General features: G+C 65.9%; 11 protein-coding genes. 6 read left to right on the top strand and 5 right to left on the bottom strand.

All coding sequences use genetic code 11. The annotated features are described in order from the left end of the window. The first annotated feature begins 39 nt into the window (after positions 1-39). Complete coding sequence (locus tag MTX23_RS06050; RefSeq protein WP_280975718.1) at positions 40-699, top strand: hypothetical protein; 660 nt, start codon at positions 40-42, stop codon at positions 697-699. Positions 700-775: 76 nt separating this feature from the next. Here the strand turns inward: MTX23_RS06050 and MTX23_RS06045 are convergent, their stop codons facing one another. Continuing rightward, complete coding sequence (locus MTX23_RS06045) at positions 776-1723, bottom strand: alpha/beta hydrolase (protein WP_280975717.1); 948 nt, start codon at positions 1721-1723, stop codon at positions 776-778. A 217-nt stretch (positions 1724-1940) separates the two neighbouring features. On the opposite strand from MTX23_RS06045, the gene MTX23_RS06040 reads away from it, so the two are divergent. After that, on the top strand, positions 1941-2414 hold the full coding sequence (locus MTX23_RS06040; protein ID WP_280975716.1) for an Hsp20 family protein: 474 nt from the start codon (positions 1941-1943) through the stop codon (positions 2412-2414). A gap of 110 nt (positions 2415-2524) precedes the next feature. Here MTX23_RS06040 and MTX23_RS06035 read toward each other — a convergent pair whose 3' ends face one another. After that, positions 2525-3295: a hypothetical protein gene (locus tag MTX23_RS06035; protein ID WP_280975715.1), complete on the bottom strand. Its 771-nt coding sequence runs from the start codon at positions 3293-3295 to the stop codon at positions 2525-2527. A 472-nt stretch (positions 3296-3767) separates the two neighbouring features. On the opposite strand from MTX23_RS06035, the gene gltB reads away from it, so the two are divergent. Both gltB and MTX23_RS06025 read left to right on the top strand, forming a co-directional pair. Continuing rightward, complete coding sequence (gene gltB / locus MTX23_RS06030) at positions 3768-8519, top strand: glutamate synthase large subunit (RefSeq protein ID WP_280975714.1); 4752 nt, start codon at positions 3768-3770, stop codon at positions 8517-8519. Positions 8520-8667: 148 nt separating this feature from the next. Next, complete coding sequence (locus MTX23_RS06025) at positions 8668-10125, top strand: glutamate synthase subunit beta (protein ID WP_280975713.1); 1458 nt, start codon at positions 8668-8670, stop codon at positions 10123-10125. Positions 10126-10299: 174 nt separating this feature from the next. On the opposite strand, the gene MTX23_RS06020 is transcribed toward MTX23_RS06025, so the two are convergent. After that, complete coding sequence (locus tag MTX23_RS06020) at positions 10300-11982, bottom strand: outer membrane beta-barrel protein (RefSeq protein WP_280975712.1); 1683 nt, start codon at positions 11980-11982, stop codon at positions 10300-10302. Positions 11983-12229: 247 nt separating this feature from the next. Here MTX23_RS06020 and MTX23_RS06015 point away from each other — a divergent pair, with 247 nt between their 5' ends. After that, positions 12230-13237, top strand: a complete 1008-nt coding sequence (locus tag MTX23_RS06015) for a KpsF/GutQ family sugar-phosphate isomerase (protein WP_280975711.1) — start codon at positions 12230-12232, stop codon at positions 13235-13237. Between the two features lie 111 nt (positions 13238-13348). On the opposite strand, the gene MTX23_RS06010 is transcribed toward MTX23_RS06015, so the two are convergent. After that, positions 13349-13888 (bottom strand): carboxymuconolactone decarboxylase family protein, encoded by a 540-nt coding sequence (locus tag MTX23_RS06010; protein WP_280975710.1) that lies wholly within the window; start codon positions 13886-13888, stop codon positions 13349-13351. Between the two features lie 76 nt (positions 13889-13964). Between MTX23_RS06010 and MTX23_RS06005 the strand changes: the two genes are divergently transcribed. Then, positions 13965-14300 (top strand): helix-turn-helix domain-containing protein, encoded by a 336-nt coding sequence (locus MTX23_RS06005; protein ID WP_280975709.1) that lies wholly within the window; start codon positions 13965-13967, stop codon positions 14298-14300. On the opposite strand, the gene MTX23_RS06000 is transcribed toward MTX23_RS06005, so the two are convergent. Then, positions 14297-14743, bottom strand: a complete 447-nt coding sequence (locus MTX23_RS06000) for an NfeD family protein (protein WP_280975708.1) — start codon at positions 14741-14743, stop codon at positions 14297-14299. The two genes, MTX23_RS06005 and MTX23_RS06000, sit on opposite strands and share 4 nt — an antisense overlap. Positions 14744-14759: the final 16 nt, after the last annotated feature.

Genomic DNA, 14759 nt, shown 5'->3' with positions numbered 1-14759 from the left:
GGTGGTTATTAGACTGAAGACTTTTCAGGATGTGATTTCATGCCCGATCTGGCCGCAGGCGAGGCGCCCGCCCCGCAGGTTTCACCTGATAATCCCTGCCCGTTCCTGCGCGCGCTGGCGGCCGGCGGCTATGTCGGCGGCCATGTCGTGCCGCTGCCGGAGCTGACCCGGACTATCGGCCGCGCGACCGGCAAGACGGGCCTGCCCGCGCTGATCGCAGGTGCGCAGATCTTCATGGTGGCGCAGATCGCAAACGGCCTTGGTCCGTTCAGCCAGCTGCGCAACCTGACCAAGGGCGCCATCCTCGACGAGTTGCGCAACGGCCCGCTCGACAAGCACGGCGCCGGCTCGCGCATCCTCGACCAGAATGCCGTGGTGCATGAGGACGAGATCGCGCGTCTCGCCACCTTCGGCAAGGACTACAAGAGCCCCGATGGCAGCGTCGAACGCGGGCTGTCGGCGTCCGACATCAAGGCCTTCATGGCCGCCAATCTCCAGCGCGCAAATGACGAGCATCCCTGGTATTACGCGATCCTGCGCTGCTACTATCCGCTTCTGATGCTCGGTGAATGGCCGGTGCTGCTCGACATCATGGGCAAGGGCGACGGCAAGGATCGCTATCTCAGCGTCGCCGAGGTCAGGACCCTGTTCGTCGAGCGGCGCTTTCCCGACCGGATCGTCGCGCTCCTGAACAGCTAGAGTCGTGTCTGCGCAGTCTTCTTTGACGCGCTTCTTCACGCGAACCGGTCTCCACTTCGCTCGAAAACGCTATGGTTCACTTGAACAGCGGCGTGCCCGGCACGAAGGCGTCGAACGCCGCCCAGAATTGCGAGCGGTAACGGTCCTGCTCCTGCAGGATCTCGTGCTTGGAGCCGGCGATCACGAGGTGCGAGCCGGCGCGCAGATGATAGGCAAACTCCTCGATCGCCGGCGTCGACACCACCTGGTCGTTGCTCGCCGCGAGCATCAAGATCGGCTGGCGGATGTCTGACGGATAGGACAGGCCGCGGAAGGTGCGCATCGCGGTGAACGCCGTGTCGGCCCAGGCAACCGTCGGCGCCGCGATGCCGAGCGTCGGATCTTCCTCCAGGATCGCAGCGTTGCGGGCGTAGCGCACAGGATCGCTGGTCAGGGGATTGCCGGCGAAGTCGGACAAGCCGACGAGCTTGTCGCTGCCGCCCGGAACATAGTTGCCGCCCTGCCCGGTCAACCGCATGAGCCGCAACAGCGCGCTTGGGACGAACGACACGCGGCGGCCCGGCAGGTCGATCATCGGCGCCGACAGCACCATGCGGTCGAACCAGCGCTTGCCCGCATGCGCCAGCCGCAGCATCACCGCCCCGCCCATCGAATGCGCCAACGCGAAGTAGGGCGGCGGACAATCCGGCAGCACCACCTGCTGCACGAAGGTCTCGACGTCGATCTCATAGTCGGCGAAGGCGCGCACATAGCCCTTGCGGGGATCGCGCAGCCGCCGCGACGAGTGGCCCTGTCCGCGCCAATCGATCATCGCCACCGCGAAGCCGCGATCGCGCAAATCGCGCACGGTCTCGAAGTATTTCTCGATCATCTCGCCGCGCCCGGTGAAGACACAGACGGTGCCCTTGCGGCCGGGCGGCGGCGCCCATCGCGCAAAACGAAGCTCCACTCCGTCTGGGGTCTTGATCGTGCCGCTGACAACGTCCTCCGGAACCGGATTGGCAGGAATCGAGACGAGCGTCATGCAGGGAACCGGCAAGGTGGACGGGTGGAGATCAAAGGCGCGGGCGCCAGAAAGCGACGCGATTTCGGCCTCTTGAACGCGACATAGCCCCTCCCATATCACTGGAGTGCAGGCCGCTACCAGTGTTTCGGAACCGGAACATCAGGCTGCACACACTTAAGCCCGGCCCGATGGCGGGCGGGTAACTGAAACAGTCGCTCAATGGAGGACTTTCCCTATGCGTAGCTACGATCTCACTCCGTTCTATCGTTCCACCGTCGGCTTCGACCGCCTCTTCAACCTGCTCGATCAGGTGACCTCGGACGGCAGCCCCGGTTATCCCCCCTACAACATCGAGCGCACCGGCGAGAACGCTTACCGGATCAGCGTTGCGGTCTCCGGCTTCTCACAGGCCGAGCTCTCGATCGTCGCGAAGGAAAACACGCTGACGATCAAGGGCGAGAAGACCGCCAACGAGACCTCCGGCAACAACTCCGAAGTGCTCTATCGCGGCATCGCGTCCCGCGCCTTCGAGCGCGTCTTCCAGCTTGCCGACTTCGTACAGGTGAAGAACGCCTCGCTCGAGAACGGCCTGCTCCACGTCGATCTCGTCCGCGAGATCCCCGAGGCCAAGAAGCCCCGCAGCATTCCGATCAGCGGCGAGAAGGCCCCGCAGGTCGTCGACGGCTCGGCCAACAAGGTCGCTGCCTGATCAGCCTCCAGCGTCGGCAGATATTGGCCGCACGCGAAAACGCCCCGGGAAACCGGGGCGTTTTTTCTTGTCTGATAGCTGCGTTGCTCCAGACGGCGCGGCGGCAGGATCTATTCGAACCCTTGCACCTTCGGCATCTCCTGGGTCGGCAGGATTGCCGGCGCGGCCGGCGGGGCGGCCTGGCCGATCGTCGGCGCCGCGGGCTGCGCGGGCGCAGCCCCGGGTGCCGCGGCCTGGGCTTCAGCCGGCTTTGGCGTGGCAGCGACCGTCTGCTGGGCCGGCGCAGGTGCTGCCGCTGCTGTAGGAGCGGGTGCAGGTACCGCGGCCTGGGCCGGAGCTGGCGCCGGCGCGGGCTTGGCCGCGAGCGGGCTCCGCTTCGGCACCGGCACCGCGCGGCGTGCAACATGCGGGATCGGTAATGGCGGCCGTGGCACCCGGGCCTGGATTGGTCGCGGCATCGGGCCGATGGGCCCGTAGGTCGCGGTCGGCTCGTTGTCGTAATCGTCGCCCACCCGGTCGGCCGGCGTGAAGCTGACGATCCGGCCGTTGCGGGCGTCGATCACCAGCCGTCCGTCAGCGCCGTCGCGGTCGATCACCGAGATTGTGTAGACGAAGCCGCGCTGCTGTGGGGCGCCGAGCGGCAAGTACCCGTTCTCGCGCAGCACCGTGTAGACCTCCACCGGCGGAAGCAGGCTCGGGACCCGGCCATAGCGGGGCGGCGGCGGAACATCCGGCGGCATGGCGGCATAGGGCCCGTCCAGATCGGACGCCCTGATCAAGGACGGACTGCCGAACTGAGCGGGGGTCAGCAACTGCGCGTGCGCCGAGGCGGCGCCGAGCGCCAGACCGGCCGCCGCGACCCAACCTGTGTACAACTTCATCGCCGTAGCTCCTGTCTGCCCCGCGCCCGTGGAACGTTCTCGCTCTCTTGTCGGTTGCCCGGCACGAAATTTCATGATGAATTCCGGCGGTCCTTGGCCGGTCCTTGGGCCACATCACGGCGCGTTTGCTTCAAATCGGGGGCGGTCCGCGCCCGCCGAGACGTCCGATTTGACATGCGGGCGAGGACTTTCACGCGCTTGTGTGATAGACAAAAATTTGGCAAGGTCGGAGTTAGGACAGCAAAGCTGTCTCAATTTCGGGGCCATCCCGGCATAGGGATTGCAACGAAACCTCGGCGCCCCGGGCTCCGAGAATGCTGCAGGCAGGGCCGTTCCTCAGGGACGTTGAACGCCCCTCGCCTGAATTAAAGAAATTGCGGCTCGCGGCGGACGAGCGGTGGCCCCGGTGGGTGCCGCAACGCCCAAGGTGCGCCAATGACAGTGAGGCCCCTTTACGGAAGGGAGAGGACACATGAGCGGGTCGGAATTCGAGCGCGAAACCATCGTGGCAGGAACGCTGTCGGCGACCGCGGACTCGAAAGCCGCCGAGCCCGCACGTGAACTGTACCCGCTTGAACTCCATACTTGGCGCCCGAAAGCCGAAGGCCTGTTCGATCCGAGCCTGGAAAAGGATTCCTGCGGCGTCGGCTTCATCGCCAACATCAAGGGCCAGAAGTCGCATCAGATCGTCTCCGACGCGCTGAGCATCCTCTGCAATCTCGAGCATCGCGGCGCCGTCGGCGCCGACCCGCGCGCCGGCGACGGCGCCGGCATTCTGGTGCAGATCCCGCACGCCTTCTTCGCGCGCAAGACCGCCGAGCTCGGCTTCAAGCTGCCGAAGCCCGGCGACTACGCCATCGGCGCGCTGTTCATGCCGCGCGATTCCGCGTGGCGGAACGTGATCAAGAGCATCATCGCCGACGAGATCAGGAACGAGGGCTTCAAGCTGCTCGGCTGGCGCGACGTCCCGAGCGACAACTCCTCGCTCGGCGCCACCGTGAAGCCGACCGAACCCTATCACATGCAGGTCTTCATCGGCCGCAACGGCGCCGCCAAGAGCGACGACGATTTCGAGCGCCGGCTCTACATCCTGCGCAAGTCGATCTCGCAGGCGATCTACCAGCGCCGCGACCGCGGCATGTCCGGCTACTACGTCTGCTCGATGTCGTGCCGCACCGTGATCTACAAGGGCATGTTCCTCGCCGACCAGCTCGGCAAGTACTATCCCGATCTGCACGAGGCGGATTTCGAGAGCGCGCTGGCGCTGGTGCATCAGCGCTTCTCGACCAACACCTTCCCGACCTGGTCGCTGGCGCATCCCTACCGGATGATCGCCCATAACGGCGAGATCAACACGCTGCGCGGCAACGTCAACTGGATGGCGGCCCGCCAGGCCTCCGTGCATTCGGAGCTCTACGGCAAGGACATCAGCCGTCTCTGGCCGATCTCTTACGAAGGCCAGAGCGACACCGCCTGCTTCGACAACGCGCTCGAATTCCTCGTGCAGGGCGGATATTCCCTTCCGCACGCCGTCATGATGATGATTCCGGAAGCGTGGGCCGGCAATCCGCTGATGGATGAGCAGCGCCGCGCCTTCTACGAATATCATGCCGCCCTGATGGAGCCGTGGGACGGCCCGGCCGCGATCGCCTTCACCGACGGCCGCAAGATCGGCGCCACCCTCGACCGTAACGGCCTGCGCCCGGCGCGCTATCTCGTCACCAAGGACGACCGCATCGTGATGGCGTCCGAGATGGGCGTCCTGAAGATTCCGGAGGAGCAGATCGTCACCAAGTGGCGGCTGCAGCCAGGCAAGATGCTGCTGGTCGACCTCGAGCAGGGCCGCCTGATTCCGGACGACGAGATCAAGGCCGATCTCGCCAAGAGCCATCCCTACAGCGACTGGCTGCATCGCACCCAGATGCAGCTTGAGGAGCTGCCGGATGCGCCGACCAAGGGCGTGCGCTCCAACCTGCCGCTGCTCGACCGGCAGCAGGCGTTCGGCTACAGCCAGGAAGACATCACCATCCTGATGACGCCGATGGCTGCCACCGGCGAGGAAGCCGCGGGCTCGATGGGCAACGACACGCCGATTTCGGCGCTGTCGAACCGGCCGAAGCAGCTCTTCACCTACTTCAAGCAGAACTTCGCGCAGGTCACCAACCCGCCGATCGATCCGATCCGCGAGGAGCTCGTGATGAGCCTCGTCTCGATCATCGGGCCGCGGCCGAACCTGTTCGACCTGCAGGGGCTGGCCTCGACCAAGCGCCTCGAGGTGCGCCAGCCGATCCTGACCGACGCGGACCTCGAGAAGATCCGCTCGATCTCCGACGTTGCCGAAACGCACTTCAAGTCGCGCACGCTCGACACCACCTTCCACGCCGGCTTCGGCGCGGCGGGCATGGAGCAGGTGCTCGACGAGCTCTGCGCGCGCGCCGAGGGTGCGGTGCGCGAGGGCATCAACATCATCATCCTGTCCGACCGCATGACCGGCACCGACCGGATCCCGATCCCGTCGCTGCTCGCCTGCGCCGCCGTGCATCATCACTTGATCCGCACCGGCTTGCGCACCTCGGTCGGCCTCGTGATCGAATCCGGCGAGCCGCGCGAAGTGCATCACTTCGCCTGTCTCGCGGGCTACGGCGCCGAGGCGATCAATCCCTATCTCGCGTTCGAGACCATCCTCGCGATGAAGGACAAGCTGCCCGGCGCGCTCGACGATTATGAGATCGTCAAGCGCTACATCAAGTCGATCGGCAAGGGCCTGCTCAAGGTGATGTCCAAGATGGGCATTTCGACCTACCAGTCCTATTGCGGCGCGCAGATCTTCGACGCGGTTGGCCTGAAAGCGGACTTCGTCGCCAAGTATTTTGCCGGCACCCACACCCGCATCGAGGGCGTGGGCCTCGCCGAGATCGCCGAGGAGACGGTGCGGCGCCACATCGACGCGTTCGGTGACGCGCAGGTCTACAAGAGCGCGCTCGACGTCGGCGGCGAATATGCCTTCCGCACCCGCGGCGAGGACCACGCCTGGACCGCGGAATCGGTCTCGACGCTGCAGCATGCCGTCCGCGGCAACTCGCAGGAGCGCTACCGGGCGTTCGCCAAGATCCTCAACGAGCAGTCGGAGCGGCTGCTGACGCTGCGCGGCCTGTTCCGGATCAAGACCGCCGAGGACGACAAGCGCAAGCCGGTCAAGCTCGAGGAGGTCGAACCGGCCAAGGAGATCGTCAAGCGGTTCTCGACTGGTGCGATGTCGTTCGGCTCGATCTCGCGCGAGGCGCATACCACGCTCGCGATCGCGATGAACCGGATCGGCGGCAAGTCGAACACCGGCGAAGGCGGTGAGGAAGCCGATCGCTTCAAGCCGCTGCCGAACGGCGATTCCATGCGCTCGGCGATCAAGCAGGTCGCCTCGGGCCGGTTCGGCGTGACGACGGAGTATCTCGTCAACTCCGACATGATGCAGATCAAGATGGCGCAGGGCGCCAAGCCCGGCGAAGGCGGCCAGTTGCCCGGCCACAAGGTCGATGCGACGATCGCCAAGGTGCGGCATTCGACGCCGGGCGTCGGCCTGATCTCGCCGCCGCCGCATCACGACATCTATTCGATCGAAGACCTCGCCCAGCTGATCTACGACCTCAAGAACGTCAATCCGGACGGTCAGGTCTCGGTCAAGCTCGTCTCCGAGGTCGGCGTCGGCACGGTTGCCGCCGGCGTCGCCAAGGCGCGTGCCGACCATGTGACGATCGCGGGCTTCGAGGGCGGCACCGGTGCCTCCCCCCTGACCTCGATCAAGCATGCCGGCTCGCCGTGGGAGATCGGTCTCGCCGAAACCCACCAGACGCTGGTGCGCCAGCGGCTGCGCAGCCGCATCGCGGTGCAGGTCGACGGCGGCTTCCGCACCGGACGTGACGTCGTGATCGGCGCGCTGCTCGGCGCCGACGAGTTCGGCTTCGCCACCGCGCCGCTGATCGCGGCGGGCTGCATCATGATGCGCAAGTGCCACCTCAACACCTGCCCGGTCGGCGTCGCGACCCAGGACCCGGTGCTGCGCAAGCGCTTCACCGGCCAGCCCGAGCACGTCATCAACTACTTCTTCTTCGTCGCCGAGGAAGTGCGCGAGATCATGGCGCAGCTTGGCTACCGCAAGTTCGACGAGATGGTCGGCCAGGTCCAGATGCTGGACCAGACCGCGCTGGTCTCGCACTGGAAGGCCAAGGGCCTCGACTTCTCCAAGCTGTTCGTGCGGCAGCCGGAGGAGAAGGGCCAGACGATCTATCACTCGGAGGCCCAGAACCATCATCTGGAAGCCGTGCTCGACCGCCGGCTGATCGAGAAGGCGCAGGCCGCGCTCGATCGCGGCGCGCCGGTCAGGATCGAGGAAGAGATCCACAACACCGACCGTTCCGCCGGCGCGATGCTGTCGGGCGCGGTGGCCAAGATCTACGGCCACGAGGGGCTGCCGCTCGACACCATCCATGTCGACCTCAAGGGCACGGCGGGACAGGCGTTCGGCGCGTGGCTCGCCAAGGGCGTCACCTTCGAGCTCGAGGGTGAAGGCAACGACTATGTCGGCAAGGGCCTCTCCGGCGGCCGCATCATCATCAAGCCGCCGAAGGGCTCCGGCATCGTTCCCGAAGAGTCGATCATCGTCGGCAACACCGTGATGTACGGCGCGATCGCGGGCGAGTGCTACTTCCGCGGCATCGCCGGCGAGCGCTTCGCGGTGCGCAACTCCGGCGCGGTCGCGGTCGTCGAAGGCTCAGGCGACCATTGCTGCGAATACATGACCGGCGGCATCGTGGTGGTGCTCGGCAAGACCGGGCGCAACTTCGCGGCCGGCATGTCCGGCGGCATCGCCTATGTGCTGGACGAGGCCGGCGACTTCGCCAAGCTCTGCAACCTCGCGATGGTCGAGCTGGAGCCGGTGCTGTCGGAGGAGATGATCAACGCCGGCACCTATAATCACTCCGGCGATCTCGAGGCGCATGGCCGGGTCGACGTGTTCCAGAACCTGCTCGACTCCGACGTCGAGCGGCTGCACGTCCTGATCACGCGTCACGCCAAGCTGACCGGCTCGAAGAAGGCCGCCGAGATCCTCGCGAACTGGAAGACGTGGCTGCCGAAATTCCGCAAGGTGATGCCGGTGGAGTACCGCCGCGCGCTGAAGGAAATGAAGGCGAACGCCGATGCCGAGCCGAAAATCGCGATCGGTGCGTAAGCTTTGGACGGAACCGTCATTGCGAGCGCAGCGAAGCAATCCATAGATCCTGCGGATGGATGGATTGCTTCGTCGCTCCGCTCCTCGCAATGACGGGACGTGACAGAAGACATTTGGACGAACACATGATGCAGGGGCATCGGGTTTAATGGGAAAGATTACAGGTTTTCTCGAGATCGACCGCAATGAGCGCAAGTACACGCCGGTCGCCGAGCGGCTGAAGAACTTCAACGAGTTCGTCATCCCCTTGAGCGAGAAGGACACGCGCGACCAGGCCGCGCGCTGCATGAACTGCGGCATCCCCTATTGCCACGGCACCGGCTCCGCCGCGCCGGGCACGCCGGGCTGCCCGGTCAACAACCAGATCCCCGACTTCAACGACCTCGTCTATCAGGGCAACTGGGAAGAGGCCTCGCGCAACCTGCACTCGACCAACAACTTTCCGGAGTTCACCGGGCGCATCTGTCCGGCGCCATGCGAGGCGTCCTGCACGCTCAACATCGACGACAACCCGGTGACCATCAAGACCATCGAATGCGCGATCGTCGACCGCGCCTGGGACAATGGCTGGCTGAAGCCGGAGATCGCACCGGAGAAGACCGGCAAGAAGGTCGCCATCATCGGCTCCGGCCCCGCCGGCCTCGCCTGCGCACAGCAGCTCGCGCGCGCCGGCCACGAGGTGCATGTCTACGAGAAGTACGCCAAGGCCGGCGGCCTGCTGCGCTACGGCATCCCCGACTTCAAGATGGAAAAGAACATCATCGACCGCCGCGTGGCGCAGATGGAAGCCGAAGGCGTCACCTTCCATTACGGCAAGCCCGTTGGCGGCATTGCCATGAACGCGATCGATCCGCAGGAGCTGGTCAAGCAGTATGACGCCGTCGCGCTGACCGGCGGCGCCGAAGCCCCGCGCGACCTGCCGATCCCCGGCCGCGAACTCGCCGGCATCCACTTCGCGATGGACTTCCTGCCGCAGCAGAACCGCCGCGTCTCCGGCGAGCCGCAGAACGGCGCCGCCGAGATCCTCGCCGGCGGCAAGCATGTCGTCGTGATCGGCGGCGGCGACACCGGCTCGGACTGCATCGGCACCTCGTTCCGGCAAGGAGCGCTGTCGGTGACCCAGCTCGAGATCATGCCGGCGCCGCCCGAGCACGAGAACAAGGGCGTGATCTGGCCGAACTGGCCGTTGAAGATGCGTACGTCGTCGAGCCAGGCCGAAGGCGCGGTGCGCGAATTCGCGGTGCTGACCCAGAAGTTCGAGGGCACCAACGGCAAGGTCACCAAGCTGCATTGCGTTAGGGTCGACGACAAGTTCAAGCCGCTGCCCGGCACCGAGTTCACGCTTCAAGCCGAGCTCGTGCTGCTCGCGATGGGCTTCGTGCATCCCGTGCACGAGGGCCTGCTCAAGACGCTCGGCGTCGATCTCGACCAGCGCGGCAACGTCCGCGCCAACCTGCAGGACTACCAGACCTCGCAGCCCAAGGTCTTCTCCGCCGGCGACATGCGCCGCGGCCAGTCGCTCGTAGTATGGGCGATCCGCGAAGGCCGCCTCTGCGCGCGCTCGATCGACACCTTCCTGATGGGGAAGACGGACCTGCCGCGGTAACCCGCGGCGGCAGTTACGCCGAACCGCAACCACAAGCTCGACTGTCATCGCCCGCGAAAGCGGGCGATCCAGTATTCCAGAGACGCCAGAGTTTAAGCCGAGAAGCCGCGGCGTACTGAATGCCCCGCATGCGCGGAGCATGACGAGTTACGATCGCGGCGAGAGTTCAACAGCTCAATTCTGCACCCGCACGCCCAGCATCACCACCGTCGACGCAGAGCTTTGTCCGGGCTGGTTGGAGTCCAGCCAGTCGCGGCGCACGGTACCCTTGACCCAGAGGCTGCGGGTCATCTTGTAGATCAGGTCTGTCGACACCGAGTAGATCGTATCGGTGCGGTTGTCGCCCTTGTACTCGAGCGTGCCGTAGGTGAACTTGCCGATCGCAGTCAGCCAGCGGCGGAAATCGTGATCGACCTCGACGGTGTAGGTGCGCGACAGCACGCCCGAGGTGCCGGGCAGCGTGGTCTCGCCGAGCTGCGTGTCCGAGTAGAACTTGGCGGTCGTCAGCGGCGTCGCGGTCCAGGTCAATGACGCCGTAGTGAGCAGGCCCTCGAGCCGGCCGAGCCGCGTGTCGGCATAGTCGCGCATCGCGTAGCCGATCGAGACCTCGCCGAACAACAGCCGCGTGAACTCGAAGGACGTGCCGGCCTTGGCGTAGCCGCCGTTCGAATCGCGCGCGTAGCCGGCGCGGTCGAGATAGAGATCATGGACGCGGCTGTCGCCTTCCACCTCGAGGAACGGCTTGACGGCGGGCGTCAGCTCATAGCTGACGCGGCCGACGCCGCCATACTGGGTGAAGTTGCGATCGTCGTTCGACGACGTGGTGCCGTCGGTGAGCTTGGACCACTGATAATCGGTGCGGTCGATGGTGGCGCCGGCGGAGACCTGCAGGCGGTTGAAATTCTGGTCGAAGCCGAAGGTGCCGCCGATCGTGCTGTAGAGCGGATATCTGGCGAGGCCGGCCTGAATGTTCGGGCTGCCGGGATTGTCGGTCGAGACCAGGAAGCGCGCCTGCGCCGTGAGGCGCGTGTCTCTCGAAACGTCGAAGCGGCCGTCGACATGGCCGACGAAATTGGGACGGTCGATGTCGAGCGGCGCTGACAGCGGCGTGCCGTCGGCGTTCGGCGTCAGGCCAGAGCCGTAGCCGGTGAAGGAGCCGCGCAGGTCGGCCACGACCGCGTGGCGCTCCCAGTCGGACACCGCGAGGAATTCCGGTGCGACCATGTAGAACGCGCGTCCCTGCGGCGAATACAGCCGGCCCGGATTGGTATCGTAGCCGGCCATGACCTCGACCGCGGTCTTGATCAGGAACGAGCCGGCGTAATCGCCGACCGCACCGAACGGATCGTCATCGAGCCTCAGCCGCCTGCGCGGCGGCTGCCCCGGAATGGTGCCGGCTATCGCCGGCGGGACCGGCGGCTTGTTGGCCGTTGCCGATGGCGGAATCGACAGCCGCAACTGCCCGGCGGCGTCGAGCGGCGGCGACGCTGGCGGCGGCGTGCCGGGGCCCGGCGACGGCTTCGGCCTGGGCTGGCCCGGATAATATTTCGGCCTCTGGCGCTTGCGGTTGAGCGAGTCGTAGCCCGAGGTCGACGCACCGTTGGCGGCCGGCAGGCCGTAGGTCGGGAGCTGGCCGGCACCGACCTGGCCGGCACCGGTACGCGATGGCGCACGCCGGTTGCGATCGAGGTCGGGTAAGCCCGAGCTGATGAGCGAATCGCCCGCATCGGCCGTGATTGGCCGCAGCGGCGAGTTCGGATCGATGAACTGGCTTTGGCGGGTCGGGCTGAAGAGATCGGGCGTGACGGTCTGGGCCTCGGCGAGCCCCGTGGTCGCGGTCAGCACAAGGCACGGCAAGGCAACGCGAACGAGACGCCCGCGCCCAGCCCGGCCCCTTGCTGGCCTCCGCACCACGACAGAAAATACCCCAACAAATTCACGTACTTGACGGACGCATTCCAACTGCCGCCGGAAAACGTCGTTAATGCAGTAAAAACAATTATGGTTAATGAGCCGTTGAGGGCTGCGCGCCGCACGTCGCCTCTACGAGTGGACCGTGCTAAGGGAGACACCCGGGCGCAAAGCCCCTCCCCTGGAATCCAATATGGCCAAACCGAAACCGCTGATGACCAAATCATCCGGCCCCGACGACGGTGCCGTTCAATCGGCGCTCCGCACCCTTGATGCCGAAGCGAGCGGCGTCGCCGCGATCGCTGCGGCGCTCAAGTCCGACCTCGGCGTGTCCTTCATCGCGGCGGCAGAGCTGATCCGCAACGCCAAGGGGCGGCTGATCGTCACCGGGCTCGGCAAGTCGGGCCATATCGGACGCAAGATCGCGGCGACCTTCGCCTCGACCGGAACGCCGGCGTTCTTCGTGCACGCCGCGGAGGCCAGCCACGGCGACCTCGGCATGATCACCGCCGACGACGCGATCCTGGCGCTGTCCTGGTCCGGCGAGCAGCCGGAGATGCGCAACCTGATCGCCTACGGGGCGCGCTTCGGCATTCCCTTGATCGCGATGACGGCAGACAAGGACTCGACCCTGAGCAAGGCGGCCGACGTGCAGCTGACGCTGCCCAAGGCGCGCGAGGCCTGTCCGCACAATCTGGCGCCGACCACATCCTCGCTAATGATGCTGGCGCTCGGCGATGCCCTGGCGATCGCGCTGCTCGAAGGCCGCGGCTTCACCTCGACCGATTTCAGCGTGCTGCATCCCGGCGGCAAGCTCGGGGCCATGCTGAAATTTGCGCGCGACCTGATGCATGGCGGCGATGCCGTGCCCTTGAAGCCGCTCGGCACCAAGATGTCGGACGCGCTGGTCGAGATGACCTCGAAGGGCTTTGGCTGCGTCGGCATCGTCGACCGGCACGGGCATCTCGTCGGCATCGTCACCGACGGGGACCTGCGCCGTCATATGCGCCCCGACCTGCTGGCGCTGTCGGTCGACGAGGTGATGACGGGGACCCCGAAAACGATCGGCCGCGACACGCTCGCCGGCGAGGCGCTGGAGCTGCTCAACGCGTCGAAGATCACCACGCTGATCGTGACGGATGTGAAGAAGCCGGTCGGCATCATCCATCTGCACGACCTCTTGCGCGCGGGCGTGGCGTAGACCAGCTCAGTCTCTCACCTCGTCATTGCGAGCGAAGCAAAGCAATCCATCCTTCCGAGCGCGAGGAAAGATGGATTGCTTCGTCGCTTCGCTCCTCGCAATGACGGTTCATTACCTCGGAAACCGCGCCGCGGTCGCTTCCAGCGGCATGGCCAGCGCGTTGGTGAGATAGGAGACGGTGCGGTAGAAGCCGCACAGCAGGATGATCTCCAGGATCTGGTCGTCGTCGTAATGCGCTCTCAGCGCTGCGAACTCGACCTCGCTCAACGTCGCGCGCGCATGCAGCGCGTCGACTGCCGCGATCATCGCCTGTTCGGCCAGTGACCAGCAGCTTGCGCCGGCGGGGCCGTGCACGGTGGCGCGGACCTGCTCCTCCGAAAGCTCGGCGGCTGCGCCGAACGCGGTGACGTGCACACCCCACTCATATTCGCAGGCGTTCAGCGCGCAGGTGCGGTCGATCACGATCTCGCGCTCCCGCAAGGGCAGCGGCCCGCGGTCAAGCAGGCTGCCGCCGCGGAATTTCTCCCATGCGCGCGGATGGCCGGCCATGACGCGGAACAGCACGAGCGGTGGCGCGCCGCGCATGATGCGGTCGAACTGCTGTTGAACGTCCGCCGCGTAAGGCGGATCGAGCGGCGCGATGCGTGACATGGCCTGATATTTCACTACAATTATTGTAGCATGACGCTACAATATCTGTAGCAATGCGCAAGAGGGATTCGCGCTCATGCCGAAGCAGGTTCAGCCCGCCAGACCCGGCGTCCGCGGCTCGCGGACCGGGCGCCCGATCATGGCGCTGCTCGACCTGTTGGGCCGCCGCTGGACGTTGCGGATCATCTGGGAGCTGCGGGAGACCGCGCTGACCTCGCGCGCGTTGCGCACCGCCTGCGATGAGGCGTCGCCGACAATCCTGCAGACGCGGCTGACCGAGCTGCGCGACGCCGGTTTCGTCGAGCTGGCCGATGACGGCTACCGCCTCACCGCGCTCGGCAGGGAGCTGTTGCAGACTTTCGCTCCGCTCAATCGCTTCGCCGAGCGCTGGCGCAGGCAGAGCAGCAGCTAGGCTACCGCCACCGTCAGGCTGGCACCGTCGGCGCGGATGACCTTCACCCGGCTGCCGGCCGGGGTATCGGGGCCGGCGATGCGCCAGATCGTATCGTCGATCCGCACCGTGCCCGCGCCGTCGATGATCGGCTTCTCCAGCGTGAATTCGCGGCCGATCAGGGCCTCGTTGCGGCGGTTGAGGAACGGGTTGCTCTTGCTCGCCTCCGTCGCGCTCTTGGCAAAATGCCGCCACGCCGGCACCGCGGCCGCGGCGAACACCGCGAACATCAAAAGCTGCGTCTGCCACGACGGATTGATCACGAACGACAGCAGACCGACCAAGAGCGCCGCAAGCCCAAGCCAGAACAGGAACATGCCGGGCGCCACCAGCTCCAGCGCCATCAGGATGAAGCCGAAGATCAGCCAGTTCCAGGTGCCCAACGTCGAAAACATCTCGGTCATGACACGACCTCTATGA

The sequence above is a fragment of the Bradyrhizobium sp. ISRA436 genome (assembly GCF_029910015.1).
Taxonomy (GTDB): Bacteria; Pseudomonadota; Alphaproteobacteria; order Rhizobiales; family Xanthobacteraceae; genus Bradyrhizobium.
The sequence above is the reverse complement of the archived record's forward strand: the minus strand, read 5'-3'. Positions and strand labels throughout refer to the sequence as shown.

Coding starts and splice junctions, on each gene's coding strand:
- MTX23_RS06050 (WP_280975718.1), top strand. CDS start 40: ATGCCCGATCTGGCCGCAGGCGAGGCGCCCGCCCCGCAGGTTTCACCT.
- MTX23_RS06045 (WP_280975717.1), bottom strand. CDS start 1,723: ATGACGCTCGTCTCGATTCCTGCCAATCCGGTTCCGGAGGACGTTGTC.
- MTX23_RS06040 (WP_280975716.1), top strand. CDS start 1,941: ATGCGTAGCTACGATCTCACTCCGTTCTATCGTTCCACCGTCGGCTTC.
- MTX23_RS06035 (WP_280975715.1), bottom strand. CDS start 3,295: ATGAAGTTGTACACAGGTTGGGTCGCGGCGGCCGGTCTGGCGCTCGGC.
- gltB (WP_280975714.1), top strand. CDS start 3,768: ATGAGCGGGTCGGAATTCGAGCGCGAAACCATCGTGGCAGGAACGCTG.
- MTX23_RS06025 (WP_280975713.1), top strand. CDS start 8,668: ATGGGAAAGATTACAGGTTTTCTCGAGATCGACCGCAATGAGCGCAAG.
- MTX23_RS06015 (WP_280975711.1), top strand. CDS start 12,230: ATGGCCAAACCGAAACCGCTGATGACCAAATCATCCGGCCCCGACGAC.
- MTX23_RS06010 (WP_280975710.1), bottom strand. CDS start 13,888: ATGTCACGCATCGCGCCGCTCGATCCGCCTTACGCGGCGGACGTTCAA.
- MTX23_RS06005 (WP_280975709.1), top strand. CDS start 13,965: ATGCCGAAGCAGGTTCAGCCCGCCAGACCCGGCGTCCGCGGCTCGCGG.
- MTX23_RS06000 (WP_280975708.1), bottom strand. CDS start 14,743: ATGACCGAGATGTTTTCGACGTTGGGCACCTGGAACTGGCTGATCTTC.